The following is a 21313-nucleotide window of genomic DNA, read 5'->3' as shown; positions in this document are numbered from 1 at the left end:
ATTGCCTTTAATATGTAAACTAACTGTCTTTAGGCGTTTTTTATTATAGATATGCTCCCCTACCTCATTTTGAATCGATTCGCAATCTCAACATCAATTAGAACCTATGCTAAAGACAGTATTTAATTTCAACTTACAACGGGCATTAGCAAAAAATTCATGCGTGTTAGTGCAAAATAAATTGATTTCCTACGCCTTTAAATATGGGTAGTATCGCAACAGTAAATTTACCAATTTTTAAAGACAAGAACGTTTGTTGAAATAATAATTCAATGCCCAACAGGCCCTTTAAATTCATTTAATTAGCCAGTGGAATAGATCCAAAATCTATCTTTCACACAACTTTTTATCTCAAGAATAAACTGTATCTTTGCGCCATGATTAATGTTTCTAATTTATCCCTTCGATTTGGAAAACGTATACTTTTCGAAGATGTAAACTTAAAATTTACTACCGGAAATTGTTATGGTATTATTGGTGCAAACGGTGCTGGTAAATCTACATTTCTAAAAATTATATCTGGTGAAGTTGATCCAACTTCTGGTTCTGTAGCATTCACTCCTGGTGAGCGCATGTCTGTATTAAAACAAAACCATTACGAATTTGATGAATTCTCCGTACTTGAGACCGTCATGATGGGAAATCAAGAGCTTTATAAGGTCATGAAAGAAAAAGACGCGATCTATATGAAGGAGGATTTTACCGATGCTGATGGAGAACGTGCTGGCGAACTGGAAAGTCTATTTGCTGAAATGGACGGTTGGAATGCAGAAAATAATGCAGCAACCTTAATAAGCAACTTAGGGATCAAAGAAACTTTGCACTATAAGCAGGTAAAAGAATTAGACGGTAATGAAAAAGTAAGAGTCTTGTTAGCACAAGCCCTTTTCGGAAATCCGGATATTTTAATTCTCGATGAGCCTACCAATGATTTGGACATCAACACCATAGCTTGGCTAGAGGATTTCTTAGCTTCCTATGAAGCTATTGTTTTGGTGGTATCTCACGACCGTCACTTCTTAGACGCGGTGTGTACACACATCGTAGATATTGACTTTGGAAAAATGTCTATTTATACTGGTAACTATAGTTTCTGGTATGAATCATCGCAGTTGGCATTAAAACAACGCTCTGATCAAAACAAGAAAATGGAAGATAAAGTAAAAGAACTACAGGAATTCATCCGTAGATTCTCTGCCAATGCTTCCAAATCAAAACAAGCGACTTCCCGTAAAAAAGCCTTGGATAAAATCAATATTGAAGAAATTAAACCTTCCAATAGAAAATATCCTGCGATTATGTTCAACTTAATGGATCGTGAACCCGGCGATCAAATATTGAATGTAGAAGGACTAAGCAAAACAGTAAATGGAGAGGTATATTTTAAGGACATAAGTTTCATGATTAATAAAGGCGATAAAATCGCTGTATTAGCAGAAAACAACTTAATAACTACTGCTTTTTACCAAATTTTGAGTGGTCGCGATCAGGATTTTAAAGGCGAATTTAAATGGGGTATCACCATCACTCCTGCCGATATGCCTATAGAGAATGCTAATTTTTTCGAAGGGAAGACAGACAACTTAATTGATTGGTTAAGAGATTATACCACGAAGCCTGATGCTGACGAACAATTTATTCGTGGCTTTTTAGGAAAAATGTTATTCTCCGGAGAAGAAGTACTTAAAAAATGTTCTGTACTTTCTGGTGGTGAAAAAATGCGTTGTATGTTCTCAAGAATGATGTTGCAAGGTGCTAATTTCCTAATCTTCGATGAACCAACCAATCACTTGGATTTGGAATCTATTACCGCTTTAAACAACGGCATGACTGATTTTAGAGGTTCTATGTTATTTACTTCACGAGATCATGAATTAACACAAACAGTAGCCAACAGAATCATTGAAATAACTCCGAAAGGAATTATTGATAAATTGATGAGCTATGATGAGTACATCAAATCGGAGGCTGTGCAAGCGCAGCGTGAAGCGATGTATAAATAATATTGGAGTTAATTTTAGGAGAAATCTACTTATTATAAGATATAAACCACCAAGAAAACCTCTTGGTGGTTTTTTATGCTCCTATTTTGCTTAATACCCCCCACTTTTGCTTTACCTTTTTTCGCAATTTGCTGCAAAATTTAAACGCTTTACATCCGTAATCCACAGGTTGTCTTTTTAAGCTTGCTATGATCTTCAACGGATCTTCATCGGATCTTTACCGGAATTCAAGCGGAACTCAAGTGAATAAATCCGATTAAGTTCCGGTCAAGGTCCGATATACAGTCAATCCAAAAAGGACAACTATTAGAAATAAACAAAAGTATAGCAGCCATTAATCATTTAGGTTTCGATGTCGGTATCCGTTTTCTGTAACTATTGGACCAAAAACAAAATAGGCTAGTTCAATTCTTATCGATGAAATAAGATTAAACGAGCCTATTGGCAGAAGACAGTTCAAAATAATTATGCTCTCCGAGCTTCCAATTTAAGGAGCAATCTACCCTTCACTACAGAGAAAGCGTAATCTTTAGCCTCCGCATAAGAGATATGGTATTTTCTATATTCCGGATGTAGTTCTGCAGGAAATTTATGCAAAATAGCATCATAATACTGGTCAAGACTTGCCTGATTGGGCAATTCATAAGAAATTCGTATTTGAAATCTGCGGATAATAGCTGGATCTATGATTTGCACATGATTGCTCGCTGCAATTAAAACACATTCTTCCGGAAAATAATCGATTAATTGGATCAATGTATTCACTAACCTTCTCATCTCTCCAACATCTTGATCATCTTCTCCCCTAGACTTGGCAATTTGATCAAATTCATCCAAAAACAAAACAGCTTTATCTCTTACCGCTCGATCAAACACTTGTTTCAAATGTTGGGAGGTTTCACCAATTCTGGAATTGATAATATTACTCAGATTTAAAATGATTAGGGGCTTTCCTAACGTATTGGCAATAGCTTTTGCAGTCGTTGTTTTTCCGCAACCCGAAGCGCCGTACAAGAGTACTTTATGCGTTACAGGCAAACCATATTGTTTTAGATCTTCTACATACAAATGCTCTTTAATCAATTGCTGAATCTGTTGAAGATTATCTGGAGTTAAAAATACATCTTCCAATCGAATAGGAGATTTATCTTTAATTATTAAATCTTGGATATGCATGCCGCAAATTTACAGAGCTTTTTATTACGAAGATCATTCTTAACAAAATTTAAGCTCATTATTATGTTCTTGTTTTTTTTAATTGTTCGCTCATTAATTATCCCGACAATAATAGGAATATCCTCTATTCCTATTCCCAGCCTATAGATATAAGAGGTTTTTGTATGGACTATACAAAAAACAAGAGGTTCTATAACCATAAAACCTCTTGTTTTTTATTAAATAAGACTTAATATCCGTTCGGTTTTACAACCGAACGAAATATTAAATATCCTTCCGGTTATCACCTGAATTGGTATCAATCAATTTATTATAAGGATCTACACCAACTAATACAGGTTTTTTATCCAATATTAATTTTATGGAATTATTAATCTTATTAATTTTCATTTTTTTGATTAATAAGGGTTGCTCCAAAAGGTGCTTTCCTTCTTTCTTTTGTTCTGCAAAAACTCCAATTTCAATATAATCGTTCAAGGGTAAAGATTTCACCTCTTTCTTATCTACTTGTTCGGTTAAATTTGGAGTATCGCTATCGGAAAAGCTTTTCTTGCCCTTGGCATCCGATCTGTATTTGGAAACCACAAAATTTAAGGTAACTTCATACTTTCCATTGGCCAATTCTTTAAGGTTCACCTCTTTGACATAGTTATCGTAAAGAGTGATCGTTTCAAACATATCCTTAACTGCATACGATAAAGAGTCTGGAACTTTTGTTTTTAGCTGATCCACAAATTCAATGGCAGTGGTATACGGTGGGTTTTGGAAAGCCGTTTTTTGAATATAAGTTTTCAAGAATTGATTAAAATTGTTCTCCCCCAGCAATTCACTCATTGCATACATAACCAAAGAACCTTTGTTATAATGTATGTAAGCTTGCCCCTCATTATACATAAGCGGACTTTCTCCAAGAGCTTCAGAAGCCCTTCCCGCTAAATAAGAATCTAAGGATTCTTTCAAATACCGCCGCATTTGATCTTTTCCATAGGTCTTTTCCAACACCTTTAAGGAGCTATATTCTGCCAAAGATTCAGAAAGCATGGTAGCACCTTGTACATTAGCCCCAATGACTTGATGAGCCCACCATTGATGCGCAAATTCATGCGACACCACCGTATAAGCATAATCTACAGCTTTAGGATCATCTTCATCCACCTTTGCAATAAATCCAATACTTTCAGAAAACGGAACCGTATTGGCAAATGCTTGCGCAAAAGTACCCTTCGTTTTAGGGAATTCAATGATTCGCATCTGTTTAAATTGGTAAGGGCTATAATTTGGCTCGTAGTAATCTAAGGACTTCTTCATGGAAAGCATCATTCTATCCAAATTATAAGTATGATTTGGATGGTAGTAAATCTCGAGGCTCTTACCTTGATATTGTTCCTTTTTCACCTCGTATCGGGCAGACATAAACGCATAGAAATTCAATATGGGTGCATCCATTTTATAATGAAAATATCGCTTACCATCTTTGGTCCATTCTTTCTGCAAATACCCCGGTGCGAGTGCTGTCTGATTGTCTACGGTACTGACCACCGCCTCAAAATTAATCCAATCAGCATCTTGAGAGATATACGTGTTTCTCAATTGAGAGCTATCTCTTGGATCGTGCATCCTGGTTTTGTTAGGGAGATCATATTTTTGTCGAATGGCATTATTAGCCAATTCAGCCGCGTTGGCATACTTCAAGGTAGGAAACATGGAATTATCAATAAAGGTTCCATTTTCTTTTACAGGCGATTGATCATACAAAAAATTATTCGGCTTATTCTTAATCGCATAGGTAATCTGCAAACTATCTCCAGGAAGTAAGCTTTGACCTAAAGCAAAAATTTTAACATCCAATTCCTTGTCATTCAAAATCTCTGAAACAGCTTTGGAAAAACTTACTTCAGTAATGACTGCGGATGACAAATTCATAAATAAAGTATCAATGGGAACTGCCGATTTATTTTTATACGTAAAATCTCCTTTAATTTGCATGTTTCGCTGCTCAGGATCTAAATCTACGGTCACAAAAACCTGTGTTAAACGAGGTTCTTGTATGGATTCATACCGCTTATAATCTTTCTCGTATTTTACTTGAAGCAATTCTCTTTCTTGGTTCGACTGAAACGGCTCAACGACATTGTTCATATAATAAAAACTGTAGCCTAATCCCAAAAAGCCAAGCAAAAATAACACAAGTGGCAAACTAAGGTATACATTGAAACGCTTCGCGGCAAGCAATAAACGCTCTTTAGCAGAAACAACAATTCCTCTTCGCCATATCAGCAAAGTTGCAATAAAAAATATACAGGCTAATAAAAACCAGTAGAGTCTATAATAAAGGAAATGTCTTAATGAGCCATAGCCATTCATATCCGAATAATTATAGCCTGGATCTGCATTAAGTTTATAAATATTTTGTTCAATACCAATTTTAGCAAGAAGAGGTACGCCAAGGACAATGAACAATCCCAAAATAAAACCAATAAAGTAATTTTTGAAAAAGCTATTAATCAACAAACTGAATAGGATCATGTATACCGCTTTAACACTTCCTAAAACAAAGAGTTCAAAAAAGTAATGACCTAATTCTAAATCATAAAATCCATGAACAAGTTGATAAATGACTCCATTGAGCATACTGACTAGAAAAACTAGCAGCATTAATTTATAAAGTGCAATTGCCTTTGATAAGAGCAGCACCCAATTTGGAGTTGCCGTTGCATCAACTAATAAATTGATATTACTCATCCGAGCACGCTGTATAAGCATTCCTGAGAATAGCAAAAGCATGATTTGTGAGAAAAATCCATATATGGAAGACGTCGCATTCAACATTTGCCAGGTTACAGGATAGGTTGTTGTACCATATATTTCACCCGTCATGCTGATGACGATCAACGTGAAAATAAAAGCGACAAATAACAGAATATAGAAGGTCCAATTGCGAATTAAGAATTTAAAATCGACTTTCGAAAGTCTAAAACTTAATTTCAAATTATTCCAAAAAGAATAATTCATCGAAACATTGGGAAGATTGATTCTTATGATATTTCCAAAATTGTCTTTTGAAACGGATTTCCCATTTTTAGTTCTCCACCAATTAAATCCGGATTGAGAAAATGAAAAGGTATAATATACTGCAGCCAAAATAAGCAGGGCAACGGATGACCAAATCAACCTATTATAAAGTAAAACTCCTTTAAAAGGCAATAAATTGGTGTTTTGCTCCGCTATACTCCAATACTTGGTATGGTACATGATGGCTTCAAATCCAAAAGGGTCTAATAAAGCAACTAGGTACCGGTTATCAACATTTGCATTAGCGATATCCAACAATGTTTGGAGTAACATGAGGATTATTACGCAAATAAATCCGACATAAATACTTCTAGTAAACGTAACTAAAGCAAAAATGATACTTCCAAATAATAAGAAATTTGGAATAATAGTCGCAAAAAAGCCCTCTAAATACGCCTGAAAATTATTGGGCCCTAATAATTTCAAATTTATGCCTGGGTAAAACTGAGCTGCATAGAAACCTACAGCACATAAAAAAGCAATAAACGTGACTACTAAAAAGGAACTGGAAAACTTTGCCGACAGGTAGGTAAATTTATGCAATGGATAAGAAAATAATACCTGATGAACCTGATACATATAATCCCTGATTACTGACGCTCCTATGATAGTCGGTAAAAGAAAATAGATCAATGTAGAAAAGGAGTTAAAAAATCCAGCAATATTTAAAGGCGCATTGATGTAAACGGGGGTATCAGTCGTGCTCGTAACCCCATCAAAAGCACCTAAACTCGATAAGGAGGTGAAATAGGCTAAACTGAAATAAATGGCACAATACACATAAAACACAGGTTGCTTCAACCAACGTTTTATTTCGAACAAAAATATGGTACTAAACATGGATTTGTTCTGCTTTTAGGGCAACAAAATAGACATCTTCCAATATTGGCTTAGCCTCAGCAAATGTATCATTTGGCTGCTCATCTTTCCATACTCGAATATTCAAGCTATTATCCGGATTGTAATTTGATGAAATAATGTTGTGTAAGCTGTTTTCATGATCGAAAGAAGCTCTATCTATACGTTTAGTCCATATTTTCCCCATCAACTGAGCAGTCCCTTCTTGGGTAGTTCCTCTGAACAAGACCTTGCCCGCATTCATGATCGCCAATTCATGGCATAAATCTCGCACATCATCCACGATATGTGTTGAAAAAATAACCGTGTGTTCAGCACCTATTTCTCTTAATACATTTAAGAAGCGGTGTCGCTCCGCCGGATCTAGTCCAGCTGTTGGCTCATCGACAATAATTAATTTAGGATTATTTAAAAGCATTTGTGCAATGCCAAAGCGTTGTTTCATACCTCCAGAATAACCACTTACACTATTTTTTCTAAACGAGCTTAAATTTGTTATTTCTAAGACCTTATCTACAATTACCTTACGCTCTTGTTTATTGTTGATACCCTTTAAATCTGCAAAATAATTCAATAATTCTTCCGCAGACATATTCGGATAGACCCCAAATTCTTGAGGTAAATACCCCAACACTTTACGAAGTTCATTTTTATCTTGAAGGACATTAATATCTCCGAAGGTAAGCTCGCCTACGTCAGGACTTTGCAGGGTAGCTATTGTACGCATCAAGGAGGATTTCCCAGCGCCGTTAGGCCCTAACAAGCCAAACATACCTGGTCCTATGGTTAAATTGATTTGATCTAGTGCTTTAACACCATTTGGGTAGGTTTTACTTAGATTACTGATGCTTAATTCCATATATATTCCACATTTTACCTATTAGTCGCTAAAACTTAATATTAGTAACAGTAAGAACTGAACTATTTCTTTTACAGATTTAATTTGATCCATTTTAAGGAAAAAATCCTCATTCCCTACAAGCCTAGAAATAAAAAAAGCCGACATAAGTCGGCTTCTTAATTAATTCAATTGTTGTTATTTCTTATAGTATTTCATTGCTTCAGGAATTAAAGCCTGAAGTTGAGAAATTCTTCTTGCATCACTAGGGTGTGTACTTAACCATTCAGGCGCCGCTGCACCAGTTTTTCCTTGAGCCATACGCTCCCAAAATGAAACTGATTCACGAGGATCATAACCAGCCATAGCCATCAATATTAAACCTGCTTTATCCGCTGCTAATTCATCTTTTCTAGAGAAGTTTAAGGATTGAACCTGATACCCAATTCCATAAAATTGATTGATAATACCAATTGCTTTACTATTGGACATGGCACCCGCTACACCCAATACCTGTGCTCCCATTTGAGCTGCGTAAGCATTGGACATTTGCGCTACAGAATGCTCCTCGATCGCATGTGCAATTTCATGCCCCATCACCGTCGCTAATCCTGCATCGTTCTTTGCTACTGGTAATATACCGGTATATACCGCTACTTTACCACCGGGCATACACCAAGCATTTACATCGTCACTTTGTACTAAATTAAATTCCCAATTGAAATCAAATTGGTCTGCAATACCTCGTTCTGACAAATACTTGTTTGCCGCCATGGCTATATTATTACCCACTCGTTTAATTTGAGTTGCAGCAGCAGTACCCGTCACTACTTTTGTTTTGCCTGAAGTTAAAAATTCCTTATAAGCTAATGCGGCTTGATCATTAATTTGCTTAGGATCCACTAATTTTAAGTATTTCCTTCCTGTGATTGCCGATGTTGCACATGCCGCAAGCGTAGCACCCATCAACAGCATCGCAGTATATTTAAAAATCCTTTTCATAAAAAATATCTTAATGTTATTCCAATGTCTATATTCAATTCAGATACTAAACAAAACTTGTACCCAAATGTTTACTAACTCAAAATTTTACAAATAAAAACCATCTCCGCTCCTAAACTCCAATGAATGGGATTACTGAGAAAGGCTGTTTAACCCGATTGTTTTCTTTTAAACAAATATATTTTCGATTCATGACCTTTTAACAATCGCTCTATATTTTTTTGATGTGTAACCAAAATTAATGCACAGATTGCAATTCCATACAGCAATATTGCGGGGACAGTAGTCTTAAAAATAAAGGCAACACTAAAAGGAAATGTAAAGCCCGCCATAATGGAGCTTAAAGAAACATAATGGGTAACGAGGAGTATAAATAGAAATACGGATACACACATTAAAGCAGCAGGCCAATGAATGGCGAGTACCATTCCAAATAAGGTAGCAACACCTTTGCCACCACGAAAACCCGCAAAAACAGGGAAAAGATGTCCTAATACGGCTATCACTCCCAATGCTAATTGAAAATTAACAAATTGAGGAGCATCGTGATTACCAATAACACTGCTATCCAATAGATAGGGTAAATTGGTGGCTGTCCATCCTTTTAAAATATCGACAAACATCACAATGATACCGGGTTTTTTTCCTAATACTCTAAACGTATTGGTTGCCCCAGCATTTCCGCTGCCATACTCGCGAACATCCACGCCATAAAATGCTTGGCCAAACCAAACAGCTGTTGGAATGGATCCAAAAATATAGGCTAATATGACAATGCCAACTAGGTAAATTGATATCATGTCCAACAATTTACTAAATTAGTTTTGCTTTCAAGCTTAAATCTAAGCTTTTAACAGCATGTGTTAAAGCTCCAACTGATACGTAATCCACGCCTGCTTCAGCATAGGCACGGATGGATGTTAATGTGATTCCTCCAGAAGCTTCGGTGATTAAGCGGCCATTTACTAATGTGACAGCTTGAGCAACTTGCTCAGGAGTAAAATTATCAAACATCACACGATCTACAGGAGCCAAAGCTAAAACTTGATTTAATTCATCAAAATTTCTTACTTCTACTTCAATTGGGATAGTCAAATGATGCTCTTTTTTATAATCAAATGCACGTGTGACTGCCGCAGTAATACCGCCAGCATAATCCACATGATTATCTTTTATTAATATCATATCGTACAAACCAAAGCGATGATTGACCCCTCCTCCTATTTCTACCGCCTTCTTTTCTAAAAACCGCAATAATGGGGTTGTTTTTCGTGTATCTAACACTTTAGTTTTCGTTCCTGCCATAGCGGCAACATAGTTGGAAGTTTGCGTAGCAATTCCAGACATGCGCTGCATAATATTCAACACTAATCGTTCACCTTTTAAAATATCGTGTATTTTTCCGCGAACACGGAAAGCAATATCTCCATACTTAACCGATGCACCATCGTTTAAGATAGTTTCTACGACCATTTCCGGATCTAAATAATTAAATATTTCAACAGCAATTTCAACACCTGCTAAAATCCCTGTATCCTTAACTAATAATTGTGCTTCACCCTGCTGTGCTGGGTCAATAGTGGATAAGGTGGTATAATCACCATTTCCAACATCTTCTGCCAGAGCCTCTTTAACGAAAAGTATAAGTTTTTCTTTGAATGATTTATCCATTTATCAACTTAAAATTAAGCGAAGATGAAGAAAAAATAGATTAAATGGAAACTTCTGCGGATAAAATTTGAAGTTTATTCGATACGTAACTCGGTAATTTTAGATTCACCATCCAGGATATTAAACTTCACAAATACGCGATAACCTTTATGATTAGCCTTTAATTGACATACCATATAATAGCTGTTATTACTTTTATTGGTACGCTGAATTAATTTAACTTCTGATATTCTATTGGATCGAAAAAAATCACTGAGTATCATTTCGCCTTGAAATTTAGAATAAAATCCAGCGTCATTTTTTAAGGATAACGAAACATTTGTGTTAAAATGCTTGGATATATTTTTGGCCTGTCCACTTCTTAATGATTCTAGGATTTCATTCGATAAATCTAATTGAGCATAAGCTGATTTTAATGAAATAATCATTAACATCATGATACTCAACATACCTAATTTAAAAAATGAAGACCCCCTGCTAAATACCATATGCGTCAGTAAACGAGAACTGTTCTTGAAATATTAAAACCATCATAGACAAACTTACTTTGATGGTTTATAACTAAAATTATGCCAATGCTCAAAATAATTTCAAGTGAGCGAGGAATAGTTCCAATTCTATTGAAATTCATGAATATAAAGTATATTTGTGTAATGAGTTCTGAGCAAAAAAAAGTAGCACTATTAATCCTGGATGGATTAGGCTACGGAAAAGATGATAATTCAAACGCTGTTATAGCTGCGCAAACCCCTTTTTTAGATTACTTACTTGCAACCTATCCAAATTCCAAATTAGAAGCTTCTGGAGAAGCGGTAGGTTTACCTGCTGGACAAATGGGAAATTCGGAGGTAGGCCATATGAATTTAGGTGCTGGACGTACTGTTTACCAAGAATTAGGTAGAATCAATAAAGCGGCTCAAGAAGGAGCCTTTACCGTAGATCCAACCATTCAGGCGGCATTTGATTATGCCAAGTCAAATCAAAAAAACATTCATTTTATTGGTTTAGTATCAGATGGAGGTGTCCACTCCCATATCAATCACTTAAAAGCATTGTGTGATGCCGCTAAAACAGCTGAACTAAGCAGTGAACAAGTATTTATTCATGCTTTTCTAGATGGTCGTGATACAGACCCTAATGGTGGTTTAGGATATATAAAATCATTAAATGAGCACTTAAAAACATCCGTAGGTACTATTGCTTCGGCTATTGGCCGTTATTACGCCATGGATAGGGATAATCGTTGGGAGCGTGTTAAATTAGCTTATGACCTATTGACAAAAGGTATTGGAGCCCCTGTGACAGATTTAGAAAGCGCCATAGCACAATCTTATGCAGCCGATGTAACAGATGAGTTTTTCCAACCTGTGGTTTTGGTGGATCCTAATGGAAATCCAAAAGCGACTATTCAAGAAGGTGATGTAGTCATTTGTTATAACTTCCGTACAGACCGTGGTCGTGAGATTACCATTGCTTTAACCCAGCAAGAGTTTCCTGAATACAACATGAAGCCACTTTCCTTGTATTATATCACTATGACTCAATATGATGAAACGTTTCAAAATGTAAAAGTCGTATTTCAAAAAGATAACCTAACCCAAACCTTAGGCGAAACACTATACTTACAACATAAAACACAAGTTCGCATAGCAGAAACTGAAAAATATCCACATGTGACGTTTTTCTTTTCTGGTGGTCGAGAAGAAACTTTTGAAGGAGAACGCAGATTATTAATCCCATCTCCTAAAGTCGCTACTTACGATCTGCAACCTGAAATGAGTGCACAAGGTATAACTGATGCTATCTGTGAAGACATGGTTGTGAATGGTCCAGACTTTATTTGCCTTAACTTTGCCAATCCGGATATGGTTGGACATACAGGTGTGTTTGAAGCGGTAGTAAAAGCGGTAGAAAAAGTAGACCAATGTACCAAACAAGTAGTCGAAACTGGATTAAACAATGGTTATTCGTTTATCATATTAGCAGATCATGGAAATTCTGAATACATGTTGAATGATGATGGAAGTGTAAATACGGCACATACCACAAACTTAGTTCCTTGTATTCTGATAGATGATAACTACAAGCAAATCCATGATGGTAAATTGGGAGATATCGCTCCAACAGTATTAAAAATGCTGGATCTGAATATTCCAATAGAAATGACTGGTGATGTATTGGTCTATTAATCGCATAACAAAAATGCTAATCGCTGTTATTTCTTTAACAGCGATGAATATTTCTTGTCAACAGGCATCAAAACCTGCTGCTAGCGATCAGCTGAAGCAGACGTACTTTGATGTGCCTCAATTTATCCAGACTGAAATTGATAGTTTAAAAAAACGAAATCCTGTGATTCAAAAAACAGTTTTCAAAGATCAGGAGGAAGAAACCAAGTCGATGAAAATTTCAGATTGGGATGCTGAATTCGCAAGTTTTAAAAATATTGATTTAAATAAGCCTGCATATGCCGGTCAAATAGCGGTGGATACAATCGATCAAGTTGTTCAATACCATTTTCTAAATCCAAAATCTGATTTATCTTGTGTTAGAATACAATTGGATAGTTTAGGTAATCCAATGATGTTGAGTATCGAAAAACAAGTGAAAAATAAATTGTATCAAACTTCAGAGTTCTTAGTGTATGAGAAAGGAAGTTTTTACCTGTTAGAAAAGAATCAAGATGTTCAGGTGATGGGCGAAAATTATTATAAAGTACAAGGAAATTTCTAAGTAGCAATGAAACCAAAACAGGGCGTTTATATGATATAAACGCCCTGTTTTGGTTTATTTTCTACCTCCTTATTCTTCATAATGAATTAATGAAAACACCTGATCAGAGAATCTGGATAATCGACCCGCACTTTTCAAAAAATCCAAGCTTATCACAAAACAATAGGCTGCAACGACACCTTGAAGTTTTTCTATTAATTTACTAGCAGCAACGACAGTTCCTCCAGTTGCTAATAAATCATCGTGGATCAACACTCTGGTACCTGCGGGAAATGCATCTTCGTGCATTTCGATAGTTGCTTGCCCATACTCTAATTTATAGGATTCTGATATCGTATGGTATGGCAACTTCCCTTGTTTTCTAATAGGAATAAATGGTTTATTCAATCGTTGTGCTAAAAGGAACCCAAATAAGAAACCCCTACTTTCAATTCCAGCAATAACATCGAACTCTACCCCTTGCAGTTTTTCTACAAATTTCTCTACGGCTAATTCAACTAAATCTGCATGTTGCAATAAGGGTGTAATATCCTTAAACATAATACCTGCTGAAGGAAAGTCAGGTACATCCCGTATGATGGCTTTTAATTTTTCTTCGATCATCGTTACAAGCTAAAATCTAAATAAGGTTCAATTTTAACAAAAAAATCATCATCTAACGAATGTATATGTTTCAAATCTGCTATCGATTGAAATGAACCGTGTTGATTTCGATAGGCAACTATCAGTCTAGCACGCTTATATTTTAAGTAAGGATGTTTGCCTAATTCTTCTACACTCCAATGGTTAATGGCTATTTTTTGGATATTTTCAGCTTGTAGACTCAATTGGGTGCTTAGCTTATCGATAAGCTCTGCTGGAATACCATATACTTCTTTCAACTGTTGGATGCTATAAAAGCCCCCTAAAGCTTGTCTATAATTTACTATTCTTCTTGCAAATGAAGGTCCTATCCCATGAAGCATTTCAAATGCTAAGGAATCTGCTAGATTGATGTCAATTAATATGGGAGTAGGTGTTTTTATAGGAATATACAATGGAGGATTATAGGCATTCGACTTTTTAGGAGTAGCGGGTTCTTCAATCCGAACATAAGGAATTAACCGTTCTACTTCTTGCTTAGACAAAGAGTAAATTTTAAATAAATCTTCTTTTTGATAGAAACGACCTCCTTTATGTACATAATTTAATATTACCTGTGCTTGTTTTTCACGTAAACCTAAACGTATCCATTCCGCTTTTTGAAGTACATTGGGATCAAAATAGAAATAAGTTATCGGTTTTTTTTCTGCCATAGTAGTTGCTGGAATAATGCCAATGGAATCAATAGCAGGTCTTGTCAGTTTCCCCTCCCATTGAATACGTTGATAAGCTATACCATGGCTTTGCTGAAACATAGGTAGTAATACACTTGTAGTTAGGAATACAAAAAATAAAATCAACAATCCAATAATCGCTAATCGTTCCCGTTGATTTAAGCTGAAATAGTTGAAAATACGTCGCATTTTTTAGAATAATTATCGCCCAAGTAAGAATTCTTAATTAAATTTGACATAAATAACTCATTATTGCAAGATGCATATCGTACGTCCACCCTTATTATTTAAAACATTTTATTCTAAAGCTATTTGGAGGAAAAAAAATAAAGAAAATAATATTTATTTAACATTTGATGATGGTCCTATTCCTGAAATTACCCCCTGGGTTTTAGATTGCTTGCAGGAACATCAGGTGAAAGCGACTTTTTTTTGTGTAGGTGATAATGTAAAGAAGCATCCGGAAATATTTCAACGCATCTTAAATGAAGGTCATGCGGTAGGTAATCATAGTTACAATCATTTAAAAGGTTGGGAACATACCTTAGAGGAATATTTAGAAAATATTGAAACATGTCAAGAACTGACAAAAACCTCCCTATTTAGACCGCCTTATGGTAAAATGACCTACGCCCAATACAGCGCTCTTCATAAAAAGTACGATATCATCATGTGGGATGTCTTAACTGGAGATTACAATGCTCGTATTTCTAAGGAACAATGCTTGAAGTATTGCATCGATAATACGCGTCATGGAAGTATCATTGTATTCCATGACAACATCAAAGCAATAGCAAATTTGCAGTATTCGCTTCCGAAAGCGATTGCTTTTTTAAAAAATAAAGGCTTTAATTTTCAACTTTTTTAATAGGGAATCCTTAACCTTCTGGATCTAATTCTACAGATTGATCTTGAATTTCTACCGCATATTCTTTCACGTTACTAACCGAGAAATAACCTAAAGCACCATTACTGATATTGCTAGTTGGATTACCCGGAGATGCACTTCCAGGATTGGTAGATTGAAATTCAGACCAATATTTATGAACGTCTTTATTGATTAAATGTCTTCTTATTTTAATTTGATCGCCCGAATTTAACGTTAAGTCATTGCCTCCAAGCTGATGTGTTATGTTCAATCCATCATTAAATTTATCCGAAAAAACAGTGTTGAATGTAAATGGTTTATCATTTACAGACATGGTATATAAATAATAATTTGAAACATTTGGAGCATCTTGAAATTTGAGATTTACAAAATAATAGGTCTCATTGAATATATCTTCTTTGGTTATACCCAAAGAATCGATCTCCACAAAATCTGGTAAACTGGAAGAGGCTGTATACATCTTATCCGCTACATTAACCTGCAATGTGTAGCTGGTCTGAGCATTAAGTGATAAATTATTATGGATATATCGACCATTGCCTGCAGAGGTAAACGAATAGACTCTTCCACTACTCGCTCTGACAATTACTTCTGCATCATTTACGGGGTCAAAAGCTCTGTTTTCATCAAAATTTACAGTTCTTGTCACAAATATCTCTTGCAATCGATCTGTGTTTTTAAGATGTGCCTCAATCACCACCTTTGGATTGACCGTATTTAAGTCAATTTCAATTTTCTCTTCACAAGCATAAAAGAGAACTAACAACAATGAAATAGCACTGATATATAATGGTTTCATATTCTATTAAAATTTAAAATTCCATGTTACCGATGGGATAATTCCAAATAAAGCAATTTTATAGGCTTCAGTCACATTGGCGTTTTGTTCGTTTTCTCTAAAATCAATGATATATGCATTTTTACGATTATAAGCATTGTATAACCCAAATGACCAACTTGAATTGAATTTCTTGTTTTTATCTTTAGGTTCTAAATTTGCCGATAAATCTAATCGGTGGTAAGCAGGCATACGATATCCATTTCGTTCTGTATAATAAAACATCGTAGTACCATCTACTTGATACTTACCGCTAGGGAAGGTAATGGCATTGCCCGTATTATAGACAAAGGTAGCTCCTAAGCTCCAGCGTGGACTCACCTGATAAATTCCAACTAAAGAAATATCATGTGTACGATCTTGACGTGCTGCATACCAATTTCCGTCATTGATTTCAGCAAATTGACGTTCGCTTCGCGCTAAAGTATAACTTAGCCATCCGTTTAATTTTCCCTTATTTTTTCTTAGTAAAAACTCTACCCCGTACGCACGGCCTATCCCATTTAATAAATCGCCTTCAAAATATTTATTAGCTTGCAAATCGGCTCCATTTCTAAAATCAATTTGATTTCCCATAAATTTATAATAGGTTTCTACAGAAAACTCATAGCTATTATTGGCGAAATTTCTAAAGTATCCTAAAGCAACTTGGTCGGCGATTTGAGGTTTAATATTCAAACTGCTCACCACGTATTGGTCTGTAGGTAAACTTGAGGTCGTATTTGTCAATTGATGTAAATTCTGAGCAATCCGGTTAAAGCTTGCCTTCAAACTATGTGCAGGGCTCATTAAATAGGCTAATGATACTCGTGGCTCAACATTTAAGTAATGTTTAATGATGGATGCGTCATACAGTTCCTCCGACACAACTTCACCATCTTGATCAAATTGATAAAAGGTACCAGGACCTCGAACCATGAAATCATTTAAACGTACACCATAGATCATCGATAAATTTTCTGTAGGCTTCCACTCATGGGATATATAAGCTGCCGCTTCTATTCCACGCCTATCATCCACGAATATAGAATTCACGGCCGATTCTTCATTCGCATTTAAACTAGCTGGTTCAATATGCTGATTTAATACATTTACGCCGAATTTTAAGGTATGGTTATTATTTGGATAATAAGAAAAGTCTTGTTTTAGATTCCAATTTCTGATTTTAGATGCAATCGTAAAGTTTGAATCATCGTTATTTACATTCACATTATAGGTAAAATCACTATAAATCAAGGTGGTATTACTAAACAATTGATTATTTAATACATGATTCCAGCGAACAGTAGCCGTCGCATTTCCCCAATTAAACCCAAACAAATCAGAATAACCTAAATCATCCTTTCCAAAATATCCGGATAAGTATAACGTATTGCGATCGTTAAACTTATAATTCATTTTGGCATTCAAATCATAAAAATACAATTTACTCTGATTGACTGTTTCATCCTTGGAAAGCTTAAGAAACAAATCCGCATATGTTCTTCTACCACTCAACATAAAAGAACTCTTGTCTTTTACAATTGGCCCTTCTAATTTCAACCTAGAAGCAATAAGTCCTATACCACCCTCTCCAGCAAACTTTTTGTTATTCCCATCCAACATGCTAATGTCCATTACGGATGAAATTCGACCTCCAAACTGTGCAGGAATACCTCCTTTATAAAGGGTTGCATCTTTTATTGCATCGGAATTAAACGTTGAGAAAAAACCCAGTAGATGTGAGGAATTATAAACTGTAGCCTCATCTAAAAGAATCAAATTTTGATCACCTCCACCACCACGCACGTAAAAACTAGAACTACCTTCACCTCCTGAGGCTATACCAGGCATTAATTGAATTGTTTTTAATATATCTTTCTCCCCAAATATGACAGGTACAGATTTCAATTCTTCCATCGAAAATTTCAATGTTCCCATTTGCGCGGAAGTCACATTTTCATTTTCTTTTTTACCTGTAATCACAACTTCCTCGATCACACTAGAACGTGAATTCAGTTCAAATGTAAACTGTTGATTTTCATTCAACGTGACCACTTTACTCAATCCCTGATACCCCTGATAACTAATATCCAAGTTGTAAGTACCTGATGGAACAGTTAACGAATAAAATCCATAGTTATTGGTGTAACTACTGGTTTTCAATTCGGTAATTCGAATAACCGCACCTATCAACGTTTCCCCAGAATTAGCGTCTTTGATGTACCCACTTAAAGTCACCTTTTCCTGACTAATTCCTTGATGACAAAACAGCATCATTAGAAGAAATAAACTAAAAATTTTGCCAATTTGATGGCCGTATTGCAACCTAAATAAATACATCATTATTAAAAATAAAAAAGCCATTCTGAAGTTCAAAATGGCTTGTGTAGGTTTATAATCAAATTACGTGACCAAATATATTAATATTATTCAATAGCGCAAAACAATTATCCATTAAAGCCATTATAATCCTATTTAGAAAAATAATCTTTAAAAAATGCCATTTGATATAAAATAGAAGTACTCCAATAATCCCAATTATGTGCCCCAGGCATACTCAAATAGCGATGCGGAATATTTAAATAAGTCAGTTTTTCATGTAACTTATGGTTGACATCATGAAAAAAGTCATTGACACCGCAATCAAGAAATATAGCCAATGAATTGGGCTTTAATAAATGAGTCATTTCTATAATGGTGTGATTTTCCCAGCGTTCCTTATTTTCACTGTATTCGCCTATTTTAGCAGCCATATCCCAGTTATTAGGAAATGGGCGAATATCTACCCCTCCAGCTGTACTGCCTACAGCAGAAAACACATCCTGATGTTTTATTGCCAAATACAAGGCACCATGGCCCCCCATACTTAGTCCTGTAATACCACGCTGCTTTCTATCTTTAGCTACTGGGTAATGGCCTTCTACGTAGCTAACTAATTCCTTAGCCACAAAAGTTTCATATTGAAAGTTTTTGTCAAGGGGCGAATCCCAATACCAACTGCTATAGCCACCATCTGGACATACCACGGTTATTTGATATTGATCAACTAAGGATTTAATTGCAGGTACTTTAGTAACCCAATCGGCATAATTGCCTGAATATCCATGCAACAGGTATACTGTTGGAAGATTTTTGTTGATAGGTTGATCCGGTTGGATAACGACGACTTTAATGTCTTTGCCCATAGCCTTGCTATGTACGGCCACGGTATCTACTTTTGCGGCAAATGCAAATTGAATTCCTACCAATAAAAACAATAATGTCCATGTTTTTCTCATACGTACGCTAACTAGTTTAAGTTGTATTGATAAAGATAAGACTCTAAACCAAAAGGACGCTCACTTATTGTAAAAAAATGCGCTCCTTTTAAATCAAAGCCTATGGCTTCCCCTTGTGGTTCGGGTTGGTAGCTCAAGCGTTTATAGGGTTTACGCATTGCTTCAACTATAGATTCTTGTTGATCTCTTTTCCAATAATATATAGTTTTCAAATTCTTCACAATGACTTGAGAGCCATCTCTCGAAATATCCGCTGCAGTCACAAAGGTGAAAGGAAATTTACTGATTGGCTTTAACGTATCTGTAGGCTGATTTAGATTAAAGATATTCGTGAAATATAAGGTACTTTGAAACTCACGTTTACTAATGAGGTAACAACCATGGGTCCATGGATCAATAAACAAGGCTTCGGCATCTTTCGCTTTATCTGCATAAACCAAGGTCTTAACTTCGATTTGTTCTTGTTTCAAATGGTATTCTTTCCCATCCAATAATTCAAACACAGGTTCTTCGATCACAAACAATTTAATTTGTTTGCGAACTCCTCGATTATCGCCAATATCTGCTATTACCAGATACGACTTATTATCCTTCTCCAACCAGGCTATATCTTCGATATCAACCGATACGATACCTGATAGATTCAAAATCTTCACTAGTTTGCCTTGCTGATCTATAAGAAATATTCTGGCTTGATCTCCACTATCATTATGAACCCAATAACAATTTGGGTGTGTTTTGGAACTAATCAAGCCCGATAGTTCATTCAATTCTGGCGCAGTTACTTTACCCAAAGGGATTCTAGGAACGGTAATCAGATCCTGTCCTTTAGAAGGATTAATAATACATACGGATATAATTATTATTAGGATCTTAAGTTGAATATTCATGCAAAACTAAAAAATCTTTCTTTTCCTATTCAAGAGAACTAAAAGGAAAAGAAAGACTGCTAATAAATAGATATTTTATTGATTCTTAAAATTTTAACCACAATAACTAAAGTAATTAATTACCTGTAAAGGTAGCTAAAATCGCTGCTCGGTATGTGGAATCTTTTTCAGTCAATTCGAAAGATTTCTTATACGTATCCAATACGCCAAATAACTCGGCCTCTTTACCAGTCGAGTTATCAAAAAAGTATTTAAACGAGTAGGTACTTGCTTTGCTAAGATCTACAGCATCCTTATTGGAAGAAAAGACCAATGGATTTAAGGTTTCAGAAGTCATCTTAGCTGTGGTAGGCATCTGAAACAATTCACCTAATCCCTTTACTAAATTATCCGAAGCAGCGCCAATAGAACTAATTCGTACACTTCCTTTATGAAAACCAACTTCCCCATTAGGACTTCCGTCCACATTTAATCCGGGTACAATGTTTTTCAACACTTCAACCTTCAATCCTACAGTATCTTCTTTATATTGAGACTTAGCCTCGTAAATAACCGAAGAATCCGTTTGATTTGTTTCATTGATTTGAAAATACAAATGTACCTTATCAGCGGAAGTACTATTGGTCAGTGCTACTAATTTAGCAGATCCATGAGCTTCGGATTGTCCATCCGCTTGTTTCGCAGCTTGATTACATGAGCTTATTGAAAGCCCTATGCTCAAACATAATACAATAGCCAACTTTTTCATATTTATTCTTTCCTTGTTA

General features: G+C 35.5%; 18 protein-coding genes. 4 read left to right on the top strand and 14 right to left on the bottom strand.

What is annotated here, in order from left to right; genetic code table 11:
- Positions 1-377: 377 nt before the first annotated feature.
- Positions 378-2003 carry an ABC-F family ATP-binding cassette domain-containing protein gene (locus ACFRAE_RS11685; RefSeq protein WP_422797338.1) on the top strand — a complete coding sequence of 542 codons (1626 nt, stop codon included), beginning with the start codon at positions 378-380 and terminating at the stop codon, positions 2001-2003.
- A gap of 465 nt (positions 2004-2468) precedes the next feature.
- On the opposite strand, the gene ACFRAE_RS11680 is transcribed toward ACFRAE_RS11685, so the two are convergent.
- The 7 genes from ACFRAE_RS11680 to ACFRAE_RS11650 form a co-directional block, all read right to left on the bottom strand.
- Positions 2469-3179 carry an AAA family ATPase gene (locus ACFRAE_RS11680; protein ID WP_422797337.1) on the bottom strand — a complete coding sequence of 237 codons (711 nt, stop codon included), beginning with the start codon at positions 3177-3179 and terminating at the stop codon, positions 2469-2471.
- A 264-nt stretch (positions 3180-3443) separates the two neighbouring features.
- Complete coding sequence (locus ACFRAE_RS11675; RefSeq protein ID WP_422797336.1) at positions 3444-7091, bottom strand: ABC transporter permease/M1 family aminopeptidase; 3648 nt, start codon at positions 7089-7091, stop codon at positions 3444-3446.
- Positions 7084-7968 carry an ABC transporter ATP-binding protein gene (locus ACFRAE_RS11670; RefSeq protein ID WP_422797335.1) on the bottom strand — a complete coding sequence of 295 codons (885 nt, stop codon included), beginning with the start codon at positions 7966-7968 and terminating at the stop codon, positions 7084-7086. Before ACFRAE_RS11670 ends, ACFRAE_RS11675 begins: the two co-directional genes overlap by 8 nt.
- Before the next feature lie 177 nt (positions 7969-8145).
- Positions 8146-8949 (bottom strand): M48 family metallopeptidase, encoded by an 804-nt coding sequence (locus ACFRAE_RS11665; protein ID WP_422797334.1) that lies wholly within the window; start codon positions 8947-8949, stop codon positions 8146-8148.
- Between the two features lie 149 nt (positions 8950-9098).
- A complete protein-coding gene (gene plsY, locus ACFRAE_RS11660; protein WP_422797333.1) occupies positions 9099-9749 on the bottom strand; it encodes a glycerol-3-phosphate 1-O-acyltransferase PlsY in 651 nt (216 codons plus the stop codon).
- Between the two features lie 13 nt (positions 9750-9762).
- Positions 9763-10620 (bottom strand): carboxylating nicotinate-nucleotide diphosphorylase, encoded by an 858-nt coding sequence (gene nadC, locus ACFRAE_RS11655; protein WP_422797332.1) that lies wholly within the window; start codon positions 10618-10620, stop codon positions 9763-9765.
- 74 nt (positions 10621-10694) lie between these two features.
- Positions 10695-11108 carry a DUF4783 domain-containing protein gene (locus ACFRAE_RS11650; protein WP_422797331.1) on the bottom strand — a complete coding sequence of 138 codons (414 nt, stop codon included), beginning with the start codon at positions 11106-11108 and terminating at the stop codon, positions 10695-10697.
- A 165-nt stretch (positions 11109-11273) separates the two neighbouring features.
- On the opposite strand from ACFRAE_RS11650, the gene gpmI reads away from it, so the two are divergent.
- Positions 11274-12809 carry a 2,3-bisphosphoglycerate-independent phosphoglycerate mutase gene (gpmI, locus tag ACFRAE_RS11645; RefSeq protein ID WP_422797414.1) on the top strand — a complete coding sequence of 512 codons (1536 nt, stop codon included), beginning with the start codon at positions 11274-11276 and terminating at the stop codon, positions 12807-12809.
- 13 nt (positions 12810-12822) lie between these two features.
- Positions 12823-13353, top strand: coding sequence for a hypothetical protein (locus ACFRAE_RS11640; RefSeq protein ID WP_422797330.1), 531 nt, complete (start codon positions 12823-12825; stop codon positions 13351-13353).
- Positions 13354-13422: 69 nt separating this feature from the next.
- Here ACFRAE_RS11640 and ACFRAE_RS11635 read toward each other — a convergent pair whose 3' ends face one another.
- Both ACFRAE_RS11635 and ACFRAE_RS11630 read right to left on the bottom strand, forming a co-directional pair.
- Positions 13423-13956, bottom strand: coding sequence for an adenine phosphoribosyltransferase (locus ACFRAE_RS11635; protein ID WP_422797329.1), 534 nt, complete (start codon positions 13954-13956; stop codon positions 13423-13425).
- A gap of 2 nt (positions 13957-13958) precedes the next feature.
- Complete coding sequence (locus ACFRAE_RS11630; protein WP_422797328.1) at positions 13959-14858, bottom strand: helix-hairpin-helix domain-containing protein; 900 nt, start codon at positions 14856-14858, stop codon at positions 13959-13961.
- A 70-nt stretch (positions 14859-14928) separates the two neighbouring features.
- Between ACFRAE_RS11630 and ACFRAE_RS11625 the strand changes: the two genes are divergently transcribed.
- Positions 14929-15537, top strand: coding sequence for a polysaccharide deacetylase family protein (locus ACFRAE_RS11625; RefSeq protein ID WP_422797327.1), 609 nt, complete (start codon positions 14929-14931; stop codon positions 15535-15537).
- A gap of 10 nt (positions 15538-15547) precedes the next feature.
- Here the strand turns inward: ACFRAE_RS11625 and ACFRAE_RS11620 are convergent, their stop codons facing one another.
- The 5 genes from ACFRAE_RS11620 to ACFRAE_RS11600 all read right to left on the bottom strand — a co-directional run bounded on the left by ACFRAE_RS11620 (position 15548) and on the right by ACFRAE_RS11600 (position 21294).
- Positions 15548-16357, bottom strand: a complete 810-nt coding sequence (locus tag ACFRAE_RS11620; protein ID WP_422797326.1) for a DUF4249 domain-containing protein — start codon at positions 16355-16357, stop codon at positions 15548-15550.
- Positions 16358-16363: 6 nt separating this feature from the next.
- Positions 16364-18721, bottom strand: a complete 2358-nt coding sequence (locus tag ACFRAE_RS11615; RefSeq protein ID WP_422797325.1) for a TonB-dependent receptor — start codon at positions 18719-18721, stop codon at positions 16364-16366.
- A gap of 128 nt (positions 18722-18849) precedes the next feature.
- Positions 18850-19656, bottom strand: a complete 807-nt coding sequence (locus ACFRAE_RS11610) for an alpha/beta hydrolase (protein ID WP_422797324.1) — start codon at positions 19654-19656, stop codon at positions 18850-18852.
- 11 nt (positions 19657-19667) lie between these two features.
- On the bottom strand, positions 19668-20546 hold the full coding sequence (locus ACFRAE_RS11605) for a hypothetical protein (protein ID WP_422797323.1): 879 nt from the start codon (positions 20544-20546) through the stop codon (positions 19668-19670).
- A gap of 115 nt (positions 20547-20661) precedes the next feature.
- Positions 20662-21294: a hypothetical protein gene (locus tag ACFRAE_RS11600; RefSeq protein WP_422797322.1), complete on the bottom strand. Its 633-nt coding sequence runs from the start codon at positions 21292-21294 to the stop codon at positions 20662-20664.
- Positions 21295-21313 lie beyond the last annotated feature (19 nt).

The organism is Sphingobacterium sp. HJSM2_6, from assembly GCF_049316305.1.
Lineage (GTDB): Bacteria > Bacteroidota > Bacteroidia > Sphingobacteriales > Sphingobacteriaceae > Sphingobacterium.
Note: the sequence above shows the minus strand (reverse complement) of the source record. Positions and strands in the feature narration are given on the sequence as shown.

Coding starts and splice junctions, on each gene's coding strand:
- ACFRAE_RS11685 (WP_422797338.1), top strand. CDS start 378: ATGATTAATGTTTCTAATTTATCCCTTCGATTTGGAAAACGTATACTT.
- ACFRAE_RS11680 (WP_422797337.1), bottom strand. CDS start 3,179: ATGCATATCCAAGATTTAATAATTAAAGATAAATCTCCTATTCGATTG.
- ACFRAE_RS11675 (WP_422797336.1), bottom strand. CDS start 7,091: ATGTTTAGTACCATATTTTTGTTCGAAATAAAACGTTGGTTGAAGCAA.
- ACFRAE_RS11670 (WP_422797335.1), bottom strand. CDS start 7,968: ATGGAATTAAGCATCAGTAATCTAAGTAAAACCTACCCAAATGGTGTT.
- ACFRAE_RS11665 (WP_422797334.1), bottom strand. CDS start 8,949: ATGAAAAGGATTTTTAAATATACTGCGATGCTGTTGATGGGTGCTACG.
- plsY (WP_422797333.1), bottom strand. CDS start 9,749: ATGATATCAATTTACCTAGTTGGCATTGTCATATTAGCCTATATTTTT.
- nadC (WP_422797332.1), bottom strand. CDS start 10,620: ATGGATAAATCATTCAAAGAAAAACTTATACTTTTCGTTAAAGAGGCT.
- ACFRAE_RS11650 (WP_422797331.1), bottom strand. CDS start 11,108: ATGGTATTTAGCAGGGGGTCTTCATTTTTTAAATTAGGTATGTTGAGT.
- gpmI (WP_422797414.1), top strand. CDS start 11,274: ATGAGTTCTGAGCAAAAAAAAGTAGCACTATTAATCCTGGATGGATTA.
- ACFRAE_RS11640 (WP_422797330.1), top strand. CDS start 12,823: ATGCTAATCGCTGTTATTTCTTTAACAGCGATGAATATTTCTTGTCAA.
- ACFRAE_RS11635 (WP_422797329.1), bottom strand. CDS start 13,956: ATGATCGAAGAAAAATTAAAAGCCATCATACGGGATGTACCTGACTTT.
- ACFRAE_RS11630 (WP_422797328.1), bottom strand. CDS start 14,858: ATGCGACGTATTTTCAACTATTTCAGCTTAAATCAACGGGAACGATTA.
- ACFRAE_RS11625 (WP_422797327.1), top strand. CDS start 14,929: ATGCATATCGTACGTCCACCCTTATTATTTAAAACATTTTATTCTAAA.
- ACFRAE_RS11620 (WP_422797326.1), bottom strand. CDS start 16,357: ATGAAACCATTATATATCAGTGCTATTTCATTGTTGTTAGTTCTCTTT.
- ACFRAE_RS11615 (WP_422797325.1), bottom strand. CDS start 18,721: ATGATGTATTTATTTAGGTTGCAATACGGCCATCAAATTGGCAAAATT.
- ACFRAE_RS11610 (WP_422797324.1), bottom strand. CDS start 19,656: ATGAGAAAAACATGGACATTATTGTTTTTATTGGTAGGAATTCAATTT.
- ACFRAE_RS11605 (WP_422797323.1), bottom strand. CDS start 20,546: ATGAATATTCAACTTAAGATCCTAATAATAATTATATCCGTATGTATT.
- ACFRAE_RS11600 (WP_422797322.1), bottom strand. CDS start 21,294: ATGAAAAAGTTGGCTATTGTATTATGTTTGAGCATAGGGCTTTCAATA.